The sequence below is a fragment of the Paenibacillus ihuae genome, assembly GCF_001368795.1.
GTDB lineage: Bacteria > Bacillota > Bacilli > Paenibacillales > Paenibacillaceae > Paenibacillus_AQ > Paenibacillus_AQ ihuae.
Genome location: NZ_LN831198.1, coordinates 3800215 through 3815600 on the forward strand (window position 1 = coordinate 3800215; position 15386 = coordinate 3815600).

Genomic DNA, 15386 nt, shown 5'->3' on the forward strand with positions numbered 1-15386 from the left:
CGTTGGTGCTTATCAATTCCTCGCTTTTTGCCCAAAGCTGCTCGGCTTTGTTAACGTCAAGCGCATACGATCTTACGCCATCGGCAAACGGGTTTGGGGTGTCATCAATCGGTGCGACTGCGCAATCCTCAAGGTAACGTCCGCCGATTTCATCTTTGTCAGCCACGACTGCAGCCCAAACCGACGTAGCAGCTGCCTGTGGAATTTCTTTGAGCTCCGCTGCCGGAAGGCCGGCTTCAGCGCGGGCTTTGGCAACGTTCTCGAACAGACCCTCCATGTCTTCCAGCGAGAAATGGCGCGGGAGATCGGTAGGACTATTCCCGGGCATCACCGTTGCCGCCCGGACACCACGGTTACGATGCCGTTTATCAAATTCCACTGCAAAGAGAGAAGTAGCCGTTTTCGATCGGCCATAGGCAACAAACGGGTCGTATTCCTGATGCTCAAAATTCGGGTCATCCAGGTCAATATCAGCGGCACGATGAGCTTGGGAAGACAGCACAATCAATCGTCCGTTATCGGCGAGCAGTGACTCGATCCGATTGATCAAAGCGAAATGACCAAGATAATTTGTCCCAAACTGGACTTCGAAGCCGTCGGCCGTCTGGCCGAACGGGGTTGCCATGACGCCGGCGTTGGCGATAATGCCGTCGAACCGCTGTCCGATCGCCAACAGCTTATCCGCGCAGGCGCGAACGTTTTGCAGGGATGCGAGATCAAGTTCGATCAATTCCAGGCTGCCGCCTCCTTGCGCCGCAGCGTTAAGGGCCGATGCCGTGGACGACTCCGCTTTGACAAGGTCTCTAACCGTGCCAACGACGCTGGCGCCGTGAGCGACCAGTGATCGGGTAGTTTCGAGGCCAATGCCTGATGAAACACCCGTAATGAGAAATCGTTTCCCCTTGAGATCTACGCCGGAAAGCACCTGATCGGCAGTTGACTTTGCATTAAATTTACTAGTCATATGTTTGCTCCTTTACTTTCGTATTTGTTATGTGTTTTGCTCTTCAGCGGCCTAGCATTAACGTACCGATGCCCGAGCGCTTCGCTGCACAGAATAAGGCACAGCCTGATAGTCTCACTGGTGTTTAATTAATATCATAATGATCATTACGTAATTTTATACTATACAATTGCACACTAAATGTCAATATCATAACAATCATTACGTTAATAATTGGAAATACGGTAGTGATGACGTCATACCCAGCTAAGACGGAGAGCTGAATGCCATTGCTGCACAGATTCGTAGAGCATCCCCAAAATCCGTACGCTTTTTCCGGTTGGGTTTGGAGGGACAGAGGGATATTCCAGGGCAAGATGTTCTTTCTGGAACAGGCCGCAGGCTGCGGTAGCTAAAGACAAGGGCAGGTACTATGGCATGTTCATAAGCCATGCTTTGGTAAATCAGCGCTGCTAGGTTCGCACGAACAGCCGTAATTGCTGAAAGTTAATGAGGCCGCTGCAGGAAATGCAGCGGCCTCTGGCAAGCAGAAGATGGTATTTTTCTGAAAAAATAATATTATGCGGCCATTACTGGCGATTACAGCTACAAACGTATGAGCTTCATCCCGGTCTAAAAAGAGGCTGCTTATATTATAGCTGTCCATAATATAGTATCCTCCGCCCTTGCCGCTGGACGAGGCAATCGATATGCCGGCTTCGCCTTATTTTTTCGATATCCCGGTAGATCGTCCGCAAGGATACCTCGAAATGCTCGGCAAGCTCCTTCCACGTTACCGTACCTTTACCGGAGATGATTAGCAGCATGGAGAGCAACCGATCGACTCGCATGATTGTGTGTGACGTTGGGTAACGTCTCCTCCTCTGGGTGGAATACACTTTTTCATGTTACATATTTGCGAAACACCTTATCAATTTAACCATTTTCATCTGTTTGCTATAGTAAATGGCATTAAAAGAATTCGTGTGAGTGATCACTATTCGTTCTCTCTTTATCTCTTTGAAAATTTAGCCCTACTTATGATACGGTTCACCGTGGTGGCTGAAGGGGCATGCTTCTGCACCTATTATCTGATAGTCTAGTGTTGGTGGTGGCAACTATTTCTAGGTCGAAAATTATTCATCATTGTTTGTCCTCAATATCAAATGAAAATACTTCTTTAAAAGCCTATTTTACCCTCAGAAGTAATTTTTATCGCTCGCGTTTTAGGTAGACGTTGAACCCAATTTAACTCTAAAAGTTTTTCCAGAAGGGCATTTCCTAATGCTCCGGCAAGATGGTGGCGTCTTTCACTCCAATCTAGACATTTATGCGAAAATGAGCGGCGTTTTTTCTTAATATTTTCAAGGTCAATTTTAAAGTTTGTAAAAAATTCCTTCCCCTTTTCAGTAACAGTAAACTGCTTATTTTCTTCACGCAGAACACCTATTCTAATGAATGTATCTGTTAATTGCACCCCCAAACTCCCCGCGAGATGATCATAACATGTCCTTGCGAGACGCAGCGCTTTATCATCTGAAGCTTGTTTTAACGACTTAATTTCTATGGGTGGAGCTATTGATAATAATGATTCCATAACCTGAGCAACCTCTTGATTTTGAATCCCATAGTACCGGTGTCTACCTTGTTTTTCAACGGCAACTACATTAGCATCGACCATTTTGGCTAAATGGAAACTTGCCGTTTGAGGTTTGATTCCTACTATATAGGCTAATTCACCTGCTGCATGAAACCTCCCATCCAATAGGACAGTTAATATTGCTGCGCGAGAAGATTCACTCACAAGAGAAGCAATTATAGCTACATTCGAATTTGTTTTCATTTTACCCCCGCTTTGCAATCCATAATTCGATGATAATTGAACTATTTATATTATACAATTTAGGAGAACGAATACACATAGAGGAGAACTAAAATGAAAAATTCAAAACAGATTCCAATAACAGAAACGATTAAACCTAAAATTTTATATTATGGAACACCTGTAATTTTACTAAATACATTGAATGAAGATGGAACAGTAAATATTAGCCCTATCTCATCATCATGGGCATTAGGGGACTGTATTGTATTAGGGATTGGTCTTGGGGGAAAAGCGATTGAAAATTTAGAACAACTTCCTGAGTGTGTAATTAATATTCCCGGTCCTTCTCTTTGGGAGAATGTTGAACAACTAGCCCCTTACACAGGAAAAAATCCCGTTCCTGAATATAAGGAAAAATATGGATATAAATATCAAAAAGACAAATATGCTATTAGTGGATTAACTTCCATTGACTCGAAGACAGTAAAACCTACACGAATTATGGAATGCCCACTACAAATAGAGGCAATAGTAAAAAACATTCGAATTCCTGAGCATTCCCCTAACTTTGCAATTATTGAGACACAAGCTGTGCATGTACATGCCCACAAAGAAATTATCATTGAAAGAAATCATATCGATCCCCAAAAATGGACTCCCCTAATATATAATTTTCGTCATTATTTCGGTCTAAGTAATCAGCTCGGTAAAACCTTTCGGGCTGAAGTTTAAATAATCAGGTACCACACAAACGTCTGTCTCATCCCCGCCGAAGCAACTTCATTCATTGTCTAAGGCATATAGACTTATAATTACCGCTTTGATAAGATAGAGAATTTCGAAATACAGTCCAAGCCCCCCTCTTCCGAGGGGCATTTGTATAGCTTGCCCGTTTCGCTTGGACCAACATGGCGGTTTATCTGGCGTCTTCCAATAGACTTTAATCTTCACGTCCAATATATGGTATTCTAGATTATGACAAGCAAAGACAGTTGTTTAATGAACTTGTTCCAGAACAGCATTATACTTCCTGGGAAATAAAAAAGAATACATAGCCTTTGTATCATAAAAAAGGAATATTTATATGGGCCCGCCTTGAAGCTAAGACAAAACATTCGGGAGGAGTAAGCAAATGATATCCACTACAACAGCAAAAATTATAAATATTTTACCCGATAAATTTGTCACATACATATCTATATAAGTTGAACTAATTTATCAGACAAGAAAATAATGGGTAAGTAATTTAGACCATAACCAAAAGAGGTGAGGTCGATGGAAACTCGAAAAGCAGAAATTGAACCTCTAATTGAGGCTATGCGAAAGACGCAAAATAAACGATTGTACTAGCGATACAAAGCCGTTTGCCTTTATTTAGAAGGGCGAAAAACGAAAGATATTTGTGCTGTTGTCAAACGAAACCGACAAACAATCGAACGGTACATCCAGGCTTTCGAGCAACATGGAATCAAAGGATTGGTCCCTGGTTATTCCACAGGAAGGCCCCATAAACTAGAGCTTGATCAAGAGAAGCAGTTGGCTCAAACCATCTCCAGCAAGCAACCTGTGGATGTTGGATTTGAAGCCCAATATAATTGGACGCTACGTCTGGTGGTTCATTATATTCAGCGGGAATTTGGTCAGAGCTTTACGCTACGGGGAGCATCTAAACTCCTTCATTACTTAGGCTTTAGCTATACAAAGCCTACGTACACGCTCGCTCGTGCAGATCTAGACAAACAGAGAGCGTTTAAAGAAGAGATTTTCCCCGCTTTAAAAAAAAGTCCTGAATAACGAAATTGATCATCTTTTGTTCGAAGATGAATCGATGATCCGAGATTACCAAGCTCTGCAATACAATTGGTTTCTCAAAGGGAAGCAACGGAAAATAAAAACACATGGACAACATCGAGGAGCCAAGTTGCTCGCTACGCTAAACTATGAAACGGGTCAAATTGTTTGTCATGAAGCCGAAAATTACGATATGTTGACCTTTGAATCTTTTCTAAATCGTGTACTTCAGACTTATCCCGACGGTAAAATTGTGATGATATTAGACAATGCTCGTATTCACCATGCGAATCACATTCAATCTTTCCTGAAGGAACATCCACGGCTAACTTTTGTCTTTTTACCGCCATATAGCCCTGAAATAAATATGGTCGAAGGTTTATGGAAATGGCTCCGAAGTGATGTTATTAATAACGTGTTTTTCGGGAAATTTTATTATATCCGTACTCACGTCCGTGAATTTATCCAGAGACTAAACCGCTCTTCCCAGGAGGTTATTGATCGATTGTGCGTGCCGTTTTAATCTTTTGTTCAACTTATATAGGTCTGTCCCAGTTAGGGTTTCAAGAATCCTGCATGAGTGCTCAAGGCCTTTATTGAGGTTGACATAAGGGTAGTATAGCTAGCGGGAAATTAAAGAGCGGCAGTCAGGGATTTGTGTCCTCGGCTGCCGCTCTTTTTTTGATTATATTATGGTTTAATGCTTACTTTAACCGCATACCACTTTCCGGACTTTAATCTTACGCTTAAGTTGACGGGTTCTCTGAATGCCAGATTATCCGTTACATATTCTTGGGTTACATACACTTTGGATACGAAGAAGAAATGCAAAGGAAGTACAAAACCGATATCATGCAAGCTTCCTTCATATTTAAAGTTATCTGCGGTCATGCCGCGTTCGTCAGGATTAATACTTTTATAAGCGGAGCTATTCATGTATCCAGTATCGGCATTTCCCTGCATTGCTTCTTCCAGAATAATCTTAGTATCATGGGCGATCCATACACCAAACGAGACATAGGCGATGACGAATACAAGAACAAATGAAAGGACTAACTTTCTGGAGATCTTCATTCGTGATTTCACCTCATGCTAGTTTCATGCTAGTTGTCTAAATATTCCGTCCCTCAGCCTCAAAGGGTTCTTCACACGAATACATATCATGGAAAAATCCCTTATACGGGATATCGTCTTCCAAACATTGTATGAGATACGACAGTTCCTCATCACAAGCTGGTTCCTCACCATTGTTCTGCATCACCTCGAAGGCATCAACAATACTTTCCATGAGGGTTACTTTGATAAATAAGGGCAGCATATCCAGCACCGAATTTTCGATTGGAGTTTCGGATCTGTAGCCCGCAAGGACGGTTTCAAAATAATCATCCATAAACTGTTTCCGTTTACCGGCGTCTGGTTCAGATTGTATCCAGCCCATTCCGTTTCCCCAGATACTGGCCAAGTCAAACATATACCAGCAGTAGCATGAATTATCGAAATCATAAACGGTTATTTGTCCGGTATCAAAATCTATCGAATAATTCCCATCGTTATAATCAAAATGGCCCATGCCGAAAGTCTCCTGGTTTCTGTCCAATCCTTGTAAAGTATCAAGGAGCTCTACCAGCTTCTCCTTAAGCAGAGATAAGGAATCCGGTATCAGTTGATCGATATATTCAGCTTTGTATTTGTCAAAAAAACTATGCCGAGGATGAACAGGCACATACCCTTTGGCGATTTGATGCATTTTCCCCAGAACTTTACCGCAATTATAATAATATTCGGTAATTGGAGCGCCTTCCCTGTACTGGTAATTGTTCTCCACAAGCATTTTCCCCTTGGCCTGTTCAAACAGGCAGACCCTAAAGGTGTGATTGTTGTGGGTGATCTCCTCCAGCAGATTTCCTTTCCGGGAACTAATTACATTGGCGACACTGCCTCCATGCTCATAGAGATACCGGATATATTCCACTTCGCCCAGGATATCTTCCCGGCTCCTGTCTGGTAAGAAAGCGATTCTGAGTATTTTGGAAGGACTTCCCGCTTTCTCACAGGTGTATACGACATTCCTCCCGCCGTCATGTGCCGGAATCAGCCGGATAGCATAGCCTTCTAATCCGTATAACTCCGATACTACTGTAAGTAAACAAGCATCTCCAATTGAAACAACCTCATTATAATTTATACCTTTCCCCTCACTCTCGGTTTACTGTAATGTTTAACAGCCTGATTTTTGTATTCACACCTGCACTTTCCAGCGTTGATTTTGACGCCTCGTTATAATACCAGCATCCGCAAATCGGCTTTAATTCATGTTCATAGCACCATTGTTTTAATCCTAGAATAATACTTCTCCTAATTCCTTGCTTGCGGTACGCCTCATTCGTAAACATGCCTATACCATGCTTGAGATACATTGGCTGGATGTGAAATTGGGTTAGCAGCTGATTCTGATGAACCGCATAATAGCCGGCTTCAGTTAATTCGTCGAGGATTACATAAAACGTCGAGTTTAATATATGTTCCTCCAGGAAGGAATCAAAGGGTGAGGACAAGTTATGGATATAATCTTGAATGAGATGCTGCACCTCGTTAATTAGGCATTGTCTAAAAAGCAATCGTATCATCCTTCCGAAATATAGATGAGCATTCATTAATCATAGCATCAAAATGGAAGAATATCCCAGTAGAGTATTATTAAAATTATTCTCTGCTTCCGTTAGTCCTTACAGAATCCTTAGAATCTCCCCTTACACTGTGGAGGTAGAAAGGATGATATAATATGCAGGACATTATTTTAGAAACGAAGGATTTATGCAAAAGCTTCAAACATCAGCCCGCCGTCAACAAAGTATCGTTAGCCATACCCCATAATTCGATCTACGGGCTGCTGGGTCCGAACGGCGCAGGCAAATCGACAACACTCAAGATGATCGCTGGTATGCTGCGACCAGATTCCGGGAGTATCCGCATTCATGGCCATGAATGGACCCGTAAGGCTCTAAGCGGGATTGGTGTACTGATTGAAGCACCTCCGCTGTATGAGAATCTGACGGCCCGTGAGAATCTCAAGGTACGTACGCTTACTCTCGGACTGCCGCATTCCCGGATCGAGGAGGTACTCGCCGTTGTGGATTTAACACAAACCGGCAAGAAACGTGCCGGGCAATTCTCCATGGGCATGAAGCAGCGGCTGGGCATCGCGATTGCACTGTTAAACCAACCGGAGCTGCTGATTCTGGACGAACCGATGAACGGGCTGGATCCTATCGGGATTCAAGAGCTGCGGGAGCTGATCCGTTCGTTTCCACAGCAAGGGATTACCGTAATTCTGTCGAGTCATATTCTCTCCGAAGTCGAGCAGGTTGCCGATCAGATTGGAATTATCGCCGGCGGAGTTCTAGGGTATCAGGGAGCCGTTCCTCACGGGCAAGAGCTGGAAGCCTTGTTCATGCAGGTAGCAGCAGCAGGCCGGAGGGAAGGTGCGGTTCATGCTTAGTCATCTCCGGGCTGAACGCTTAAAATGGCGGGGCACCTTCATTCCCAAGCTTGCCTGGATCGCCCCTGTGTTCACGATTCTCCTTTGCGTTATTTTAATGGGCGGACGTCATTTTCAGAGCGGGGCTTATAACTGGTGGTATACCATGCTCTTGCCCGGAGCGCTGACCCTCGCCTGTTCGCTGGCTCTGCAGAAAGATGCGAAGATGAAATACCGCGGACTGCTCGCTCTGCCCGTTGACCTGAGGACCCTTTGGGCCGGGAAAATAATCGCCTGTGCAGGATGGCTCTTGGCTGCTCTCCTCCTATTCCTGATTGGCATTACGTCAGGGGGATTGCTGCTTGGCCAAACCATTCCGCTACTGAACAGCATGGCCGGCAGCTTCCTGATCTTCGTCACGTTTCTGTGGCAGATTCCACTGTGTTTGTTTCTGGCTGCACGGTTCGGATTATTCGCCGCTGTACTGCTTAATATGTTCGGTAATGTCATGGGTGTTGTTGCCTTCGATTCCGGAGGGCTGTGGCATTTCCTCCCTTATACAATTACTTTCAGACTCATGTGCCCGGTATTATCGATCCTGCCGAACGGTCTTCCCGTACCGGCGGACAGCCCGCTGAGAAGCACGGACATGATCCTTCCGGATGTCCTGATCTCCATGGCCTGGTTCGGAGTGCTCTTCTTTCTTACTGCGCTATGGTTCCGTAAACAGGAGGCGAAGTAACATGGCATCACTACTGGGCTTGCTGAGGGCGGATCTGCTCAAAACCCGGCACACGCCGTTCATGTTCATTCATCTGCTGGCTCCGCTTGCCGGGGCCGGGGTGTTCTTGGCGTACTATTCTTACTCTCCTTGGAGTGCAGCCGACAAAGCTTTGGCATTCATGCAGTCTCTAGGGTGTGCATTCCCTACTCTGATCGGGCTGGTCTGCTCCATGTCAGCGGAACAGGAGGCGAATGCAGGACAGTTCCAGGGCATGCTTGCCATTCCCGCAAATAAAATCACAACCTATACAAGCAAGCTGCTGCTTTTGCTGTTATTTGGCTTTGGTGCTGTTTTGTTTGCTTACATGCTTTTTGGACTGGGGTTCGGCGGGATTCTGCAGCAAGACAGACTGGGCCTCCCTTTTTATATCACCGGGGCGGCTATTCTGTTCGGGAGTAATGTGTTTCTCTATCTGCTTCACCTGATTGTCAGCCTGCGCTTTGGAAGAGGAGCTTCCATCGGGGCGGGGATTGCAGGGAGTCTAATCGCTGCCTTAATGCTCACCGGGCTGGGCGATGCCATCTGGGCTTATCTTCCCTTTGCATGGGGCGTCCGCTTTATCTCGATCTGGACAATCCACGCTTCCGGCACCACGTTATCCCCTGCTCTACGTGGGCTGAACACCGGAGTAACCGTCTGTATGCTGGCAACGATAACCGCGGTCCTCCTAAGCTGCCTATGGTTCCGGCAGTGGGAAGGACGCTCTACTGATAATTAGACCTACAACTAACAATCGAGGGAACAAATATGGCAAAAATACTCGTAGTAGACGATGAACCTGCCATCTTGTCGCTGATCCGCAACGCACTTATTACAGATCAGCATCTGGTGACGGCAATCTCCGATTCTGCACAGGTGCGCCGGGCCGACCTCGGCGCATATGATCTTATTTTGCTGGATGTGATGATGCCGGGGGTGGACGGTTTTACCCTTTGCCGGGAGATCCGTGGGGCTGTGGATTGTCCAATCCTCTTTTTAACGGCCAAAACACTGGAAAGCGATCTGATGTACGGCCTGGGACTTGGCGCAGATGATTATATTGTGAAGCCCTTCGGCATAGGTGCGCTGCGGGCACGGATTAGCGCTCATCTCAGGCGGGAAACCAGGGAGCGGCGGAATGTTCTGTATCTGGAGAATGTTCACTTTAACCTCTCCGGTAAAGAGCTGTTTATCCGGGAGGACAAGGTGCCTCTCACCAAAAGCGAATATGAAATTTGCGAATTTCTGGCCCGCAGCCGCGGACAGGTCTTCTCTAAGGAGCATATCTATGAAACGGTCTTCGGGTTGGACGGGGTAAGCGACAGCAGCGCTATTACGGAGCATATCAAGAACATCCGCGCCAAGCTGAGCAGATACAGCATCGACGCCATTGAGACCATCTGGGGGATCGGATATAAATGGAAGCTGTAAAACGAATCAAAACCGTGCGCCTTCGCACCTTTTTCCTGCAATACCTTCTGTTCTTAAGCACGGGAACGATCATGCTGCTTGTAGTGCTGCTTGGCTTGTTTACGCTGGCTTTTGCCTCAAACACCATCCTGCCTGCCAACTATGCCGAGAAGGAGATTGCGGTCTTCAAGGAACGTCTTGCCTCAAGCGAATCGGTATCACCCGACGCCGTTCCGGAAATGCTGGATTATACAGTTTTCAGCAGCCAAGGAGAGCTCCTCGCAGGCAATCTGAACCGGAGCGAAGCAGCTGATGCCTGGGAGATTTCACAACGAGGTGATCATCAGGACTCTCATTTCTATACAACCGCCCGGCGCGGCCAGGAAATCTGGATATTCCGGTATAGCTTAACGCCGCAGTACGCCTCCCCCTCGCTGCGCAGCTATCTGCCGAATCCGCAGCTGCTGGGAATCCTGCTCTTCATCTTCGGGGTTCTGCTCCAGGCAGCCTTGCTCGCCGCCCTGTTCGGCAGAAGACTCTCAGAGAAAATGGCCGGATTACAGGAAGCGACAGAGAACATCCAGCGCGAGAATCTCGAGTTCACCGTCAAACCCAGCGGGATCCGTGAAATCGACGATGTGCTGGCCTCACTGGACCGGATGAAGGAAGCCCTGCACACTTCCCTCAAGCAGCAATGGGAGCTGGAGCGTTCCCGCAGAGAGCAGATTTCCGCGCTGGCCCACGATATCAAGACGCCGCTTACCGTGATCCGGGGAAATGCCGAGCTGCTGAAGGAGACCACCCAGAATGAGTCCCAGCAGGAATATAACGGATACATTCTCCGCAGCGCCGGGGATATTGAAGCCTTCGTACAGGAGGTTATTGATCTCTCCAGCCTTCAGGCCAGCACGGCTCCCCAGCAATCACTTGTATCTACAGCAGAGTTTATCGAAGAATTAGAGCTGCAGATGAAGGCTCTGTCCTCCGGCAAGAATCTGCATCCTTCTGTCCTGAAGGAGAGCGTTCCGGAATTCCTCTTCATCCATAAGGAGCTGTTTCAGCGGGCAATTGCCAACGTGTTATCCAATGCGGCGGAGCATACTCCCCAGCAGGGTAGCATCACTTTGCAGGTCCGTGGGGATGACGATGCCGTCCATTTCACAGTCACGGATACAGGCAGCGGCTTCTCCCCTGCGGACCTGAAAGAAGCCGCCAACCAGTTCTACCGGGGCGACCAGAGCCGGAGCTCGGGCAAGCATCACGGAATGGGATTGTACATTGCCAAGTCTGCCGCCCAGCTGCACGGAGGCAGTTTAACCCTAGACAATGTGTCCCCTTCCGGCGGAGGCAAAGTAACGATTAGTATTTCTGTTCCGAAGGGGCAATTGCTGTGATGTAATTGTGCAGCTCTCCGAAATAATTGCGATAAGGCTCAAACTCACCTAACACCGCGTCTACCTTGCGCATACGTTCCTTCAGCGTTCCCCTCAGCGTTATAAAGGGGATCCGCCGCTCCTGCAAATCTGCTATTATCTGCTTGTGAAAAACATGACGCTTCTGATCCCCGCTGCGGTCCCACGTATCGTCGTACGGTATATCGTCGTCGCACAGGAAAAACAGATCATACCGCTGAGCGTTCTCCAGGGCGAGCCGGGTCAGAAGCTCCGGAGCGCGTCCGTGGTAATCCAAGGCATACATATAAGTGGTAATCGCATTGGTATCTACAAAAAGATACTGGTCTGCTTCCAGGAGTGCCTGCTCTTCCCGCTTTATATGGCCCACGGCGATTTCATCAAAAGCCTCAAGGCTGATCCGGCGGCCCACCTGATGCTCAGCCCAATAATCCCGCCCGAATTCACTGGAAAAAGTTGTCTGGTACCGCCGTGCCAACGCTTCGGTGATCGTGGACTTGCCGGTTGACATTGCTCCCACAAACACAATTTTTGTAATTAAATCCCGGTACACCAGATCACTGACATATTTCCGGTACTTATAAGGATTGGAACGAACCATTGTGGCGGATACCGGTACTTGTATACGCGCTTCATCCACCCGCCGGTCTTCTGCGCCTAAAGCGATGCTCATATGCCCGCCATAGAACTCACTGGAATAAAAATGGGTCACCTGCTCTCCCTGAAGCAACCCCAGAATATACTGCTCTTCCCGGATCTCATGCTCCCTGTCATCGGAGTACCCGTCCGGACCATCCCACGCTTCAATTACCCTAACCTGCGGATAGAGCCTGCGGATCCAGTTCGCCCGGATATGCAGCGGAATGCTAGTAACCGTGGTTTCGTAAATCACCACGATTAATTCGTCAACCTCCTGCAGCGCCGCCTCGATCATATACTGGTGTCCTTTATGCAGCGGGGCGAATTTGCCAAGGGTTAATCCAAGAGTCTTCATGCTAATGCCTCCTTAGCACCTTTGTTCCAGTTATAGTATCCATATGCCGCGTTAATCAGATAGGCGCTCCACATGACGATCATCAGCAGGCCCTCACCGCTGCCTTCCATCGTCCGGATGACCCATAGCAGCACCGTAAATATATTCAGCACAATATAGACCAGCCATTGCTCCTTGAATCTTCTCACCATTAGAATCGTGGCCACGACAGACAACACGGTAGTTACAGCATCGATGTAAGGCGAATTCTGTCCCGGAATGAATGACAGGCCAAATCCCAGCAGCAGCGAACCCGCAATACAAACTGCGATGGTAAGCAGCATTCCTGAATGCTCCATCTGTCGCATGGACAGCTTGCCGCTCTGATAATTGTTCTTCCACATGTAGAAGCCGGCGACATTCATCGGGACAAAGAACAGCAAATTCAGCATGACTTCTCCAAATAATCCGTTAATATAAGCTAAGTAGGCGTAGCCGAAGGTATTATACATGCCAAAAGCATAACTCGTCAGCTTTCCCTTCGCCGTGAGCACCACACATAGTACCCCGGTGATAAAGACCGTGAAGCCGAATAATGAATCATTGGATAGAAACGTAAAACTGACAGCCACCAAAGTAAACAAAACCAGCCAGACGACTTCGAACATTTTCCACCCACCCAGAACCTTCTTCACCTTGCATCCCCTCCGCTTTCTGCGCGTATTCGTGTAGATAAACACTTATTAACTTATTGATAATTACATTTTGTTAATATCAAGTTAGCAGATGAACCGGCAGGATGCAAGTAAAATTTTCCTCCGTCAAAACAAACCGGCCTCAGCCCATAGAATTCAGGACCGAGGCCGGTTAAGGTATGATTATCATTCATGAAAACCCATTGCAGCATGGATATCCATAACAGATGTCTTCAAGTTTGGCTATTCAACCATTCTTTTTGTAAAATGCCCATTTCCCACAGATTCCAGAATTCATTATCCACTTTGCGCGCTTCCCGGAGTAAACCTTCTTTTACAAACCCCGCTTTCTCGTAACAGGCAATTGCAGCATGGTTAAAATCAAATACACCGAGGCTGACTCTGTGTAATTTCAGTTGTCCGAATGCGATATCCAGAACCTTTTGTACCATGAGCTGCCCTATGCCAAGTCCCTGCAGGTTTCTTTTACCGACGATGACCTTACCGATTCTTCCCGAATGATTGGATGGATCCAACGTTAAATTGATATGCCCGATAACCTCATTGTTATCTTCATTTACCACCTTATAGATTAGCGCATTACTGCAGATATAAGTCTCTAATTGTTGTTCCGTTAAAGGGTAGCTGAACGTCTTCCCTCCCCAAATCACCATAAACTCCGGCGAATCAATCCAGGCCATTAATTGCTTAAAGTCGTTACGTTCGAACGGCTCCAGTCTGATCACAGGCGATTCCGCCTTTCTCAATGATATTGGCCCGTGATATGCTCACTCATATCCTGCAGCATTTTGGCAAGCACTACGATCTGTCCGGCATGATATCCGTAGTGAGCCGATACCTGAACAATCAGCCGGCCAATTACTCTTGTATCATAGGTTTCGCCGGCTTGGACAGCCTCCCGGTACATGCGGTTCCAGTCTTCCTGGCTGTAGTGAATGATGACCTCCCGGGACAAATCGTCGTTCGACAGATCCGACAGCACTTCCTCCGATTGTGACCGCGTGTCCCGCAGAAGGCTGATCAGCCCGTCTTTGGATATGCCTCCGTCCGTTGTGAACTCGCGGGTACGCTCCCGGATGAATGGCCTGTTTCCGATGGCGCTGACAAAATTCTGATATTCATTACCTGCCAGATGCAGACAGAGATTACCGATGCTGTTCATGGATTCCTTCGTTCTTGTCCAAACCAGCTCATTGTTCAATAGATTCAGGCTCTTCTCAATCCGGTCAAGCTGCTTATTCATATCTTCCATAACATACTGGATCAGCGCAATCATACCTGTCCCTCCCTTTAAGTGGTTAAATACATCATAATGAGGTTCCTGCAAGGTGTAAATTGAAATTTCACTACACGTTACATAGAGAATAGTTCATAGAAGTGAGGTACGGATTTGACGCTTGTGCTCCTTCATAAGAGGCAGTGCGGAGTAGAAGTCTGGATTAGGCAGGAACCGTTGACCCGGCTTTATTGCGGGCTGGAGATATCACATGCTAATCAGCAATCTATATAGGCCTCATCGTGTGCATCGTCCCTTCAATGATCGTGCCGACTAAGCCGGCAAATATTGTGGTCAAATCGTTAGAACCGGCTAATATATCGTTAACAAAAACCACTCGGTGTCTGGAGTGGTTTCTACACGGAAAGCTTCTGTCGATGCACTTTTAACGTATTGCCAATATGAATTAAGATCTGTCTAGATGGATGTACAGAGTAGCTAGGCCCTCGGTCTCCATGCTTTTTCACATAGTTAATGAACACGAACCGCCAAGGAATAATGAAAGGAAATATGAACAAGTAAGCAGGCAATGACCGTTTCCATGTTTGAATCATCCATCTGCCCGGATGCCCAGATCGGAAGCGCAACGATGATCAGCCAGACAGACTTCCACATGATTTCCCTCAGAAGTACAGGCAGCTTCTCTAAAGGATACCGAAACCCAGGAGGTATAATGCCCAAAAGGCGATCAGCATGCATTGCGCTCCCCCTTTCATCAGCATTTGGCGAGACGAATAACTGAGCTGGTATACGCATAGTTAATGACTTTTGGTGAGTAATTTTTAGGTTGGTAACTGTA

General features: G+C 46.7%; 17 protein-coding genes and 2 pseudogenes. 7 read left to right on the forward strand and 12 right to left on the reverse strand.

What is annotated here, in order from left to right; translation table 11 throughout:
* The 4 genes and pseudogenes from AQR02_RS17570 to AQR02_RS17580 form a co-directional block, all read right to left on the reverse strand.
* A partial coding sequence (locus AQR02_RS17570) for an SDR family NAD(P)-dependent oxidoreductase (RefSeq protein ID WP_082451890.1) occupies nt 1–964 on the reverse strand: 964 nt, incomplete at its 3' end.
* 421 nt (nt 965–1385) lie between these two features.
* Nucleotides 1386–1610, reverse strand: coding sequence for a hypothetical protein (locus AQR02_RS34505; protein WP_054941589.1), 225 nt, complete (start codon nt 1608–1610; stop codon nt 1386–1388).
* On the reverse strand, nt 1597–1794 hold the full coding sequence (locus tag AQR02_RS31445) for an HTH domain-containing protein (RefSeq protein ID WP_245237523.1): 198 nt from the start codon (nt 1792–1794) through the stop codon (nt 1597–1599). The genes AQR02_RS34505 and AQR02_RS31445 overlap by 14 nt, the downstream gene beginning before the upstream one ends.
* 292 nt (nt 1795–2086) lie before the next feature.
* Nucleotides 2087–2786, reverse strand: a pseudogene (locus AQR02_RS17580) (ArsR/SmtB family transcription factor).
* A gap of 93 nt (nt 2787–2879) precedes the next feature.
* Between AQR02_RS17580 and AQR02_RS17585 the strand changes: the two are divergent.
* Nucleotides 2880–3500, forward strand: coding sequence for a flavin reductase family protein (locus tag AQR02_RS17585; protein ID WP_054941590.1), 621 nt, complete (start codon nt 2880–2882; stop codon nt 3498–3500).
* Between the two features lie 543 nt (nt 3501–4043).
* Nucleotides 4044–5082, forward strand: a pseudogene (locus tag AQR02_RS31450) (IS630 family transposase).
* Nucleotides 5083–5249: 167 nt separating this feature from the next.
* Here AQR02_RS31450 and AQR02_RS17600 read toward each other — a convergent pair.
* From AQR02_RS17600 to AQR02_RS17610, 3 genes are read right to left on the reverse strand one after another with little or no spacing between them, the layout of a single operon-like run.
* A complete protein-coding gene (locus tag AQR02_RS17600) occupies nt 5250–5633 on the reverse strand; it encodes a hypothetical protein (protein ID WP_054941592.1) in 384 nt (127 codons plus the stop codon).
* Between the two features lie 37 nt (nt 5634–5670).
* Nucleotides 5671–6744, reverse strand: a complete 1074-nt coding sequence (locus AQR02_RS17605) for a phosphotransferase enzyme family protein (protein WP_082451891.1) — start codon at nt 6742–6744, stop codon at nt 5671–5673.
* 10 nt (nt 6745–6754) lie between these two features.
* Entirely contained in the window at nt 6755–7186 is a 432-nt protein-coding gene (locus AQR02_RS17610; protein WP_082451971.1) for a hypothetical protein, read from the reverse strand.
* 155 nt (nt 7187–7341) lie between these two features.
* On the opposite strand from AQR02_RS17610, the gene AQR02_RS17615 reads away from it, so the two are divergent.
* From AQR02_RS17615 to AQR02_RS17635, 5 genes are read left to right on the forward strand one after another with little or no spacing between them, the layout of a single operon-like run.
* Nucleotides 7342–8058, forward strand: coding sequence for a lantibiotic protection ABC transporter ATP-binding protein (locus AQR02_RS17615; RefSeq protein WP_054941595.1), 717 nt, complete (start codon nt 7342–7344; stop codon nt 8056–8058).
* Complete coding sequence (locus AQR02_RS17620; protein WP_054941596.1) at nt 8051–8779, forward strand: lantibiotic immunity ABC transporter MutE/EpiE family permease subunit; 729 nt, start codon at nt 8051–8053, stop codon at nt 8777–8779. Before AQR02_RS17615 ends, AQR02_RS17620 begins: the two co-directional genes overlap by 8 nt.
* A gap of 1 nt (nt 8780) precedes the next feature.
* Nucleotides 8781–9539 carry a lantibiotic immunity ABC transporter MutG family permease subunit gene (locus tag AQR02_RS17625; protein WP_054941597.1) on the forward strand — a complete coding sequence of 253 codons (759 nt, stop codon included), beginning with the start codon at nt 8781–8783 and terminating at the stop codon, nt 9537–9539.
* Nucleotides 9540–9568: 29 nt separating this feature from the next.
* A complete protein-coding gene (locus AQR02_RS17630) occupies nt 9569–10231 on the forward strand; it encodes a response regulator transcription factor (RefSeq protein ID WP_054941598.1) in 663 nt (220 codons plus the stop codon).
* A complete protein-coding gene (locus AQR02_RS17635) occupies nt 10219–11604 on the forward strand; it encodes a HAMP domain-containing sensor histidine kinase (protein WP_054941599.1) in 1386 nt (461 codons plus the stop codon). The genes AQR02_RS17630 and AQR02_RS17635 overlap by 13 nt, the downstream gene beginning before the upstream one ends.
* Here the strand turns inward: AQR02_RS17635 and AQR02_RS17640 are convergent.
* The 5 genes from AQR02_RS17640 to AQR02_RS17660 form a co-directional block, all read right to left on the reverse strand.
* On the reverse strand, nt 11570–12616 hold the full coding sequence (locus tag AQR02_RS17640; RefSeq protein ID WP_054941600.1) for an AAA family ATPase: 1047 nt from the start codon (nt 12614–12616) through the stop codon (nt 11570–11572). The genes AQR02_RS17635 and AQR02_RS17640 overlap by 35 nt on opposite strands.
* Nucleotides 12613–13290, reverse strand: a complete 678-nt coding sequence (gene pnuC, locus AQR02_RS17645) for a nicotinamide riboside transporter PnuC (RefSeq protein ID WP_054941601.1) — start codon at nt 13288–13290, stop codon at nt 12613–12615. Before pnuC ends, AQR02_RS17640 begins: the two co-directional genes overlap by 4 nt.
* Before the next feature lie 233 nt (nt 13291–13523).
* The gene (locus AQR02_RS17650; protein WP_054941602.1) at nt 13524–14036 is read right to left on the reverse strand and encodes a GNAT family N-acetyltransferase; all 513 of its coding nucleotides are present in this window, start codon (nt 14034–14036) and stop codon (nt 13524–13526) included.
* 17 nt (nt 14037–14053) lie between these two features.
* Nucleotides 14054–14587, reverse strand: coding sequence for a DinB family protein (locus AQR02_RS17655; protein WP_054941603.1), 534 nt, complete (start codon nt 14585–14587; stop codon nt 14054–14056).
* Nucleotides 14588–15058: 471 nt separating this feature from the next.
* Nucleotides 15059–15386 (reverse strand): hypothetical protein (locus AQR02_RS17660; RefSeq protein WP_209444171.1); only part of this gene is annotated, 328 nt, incomplete at its 5' end.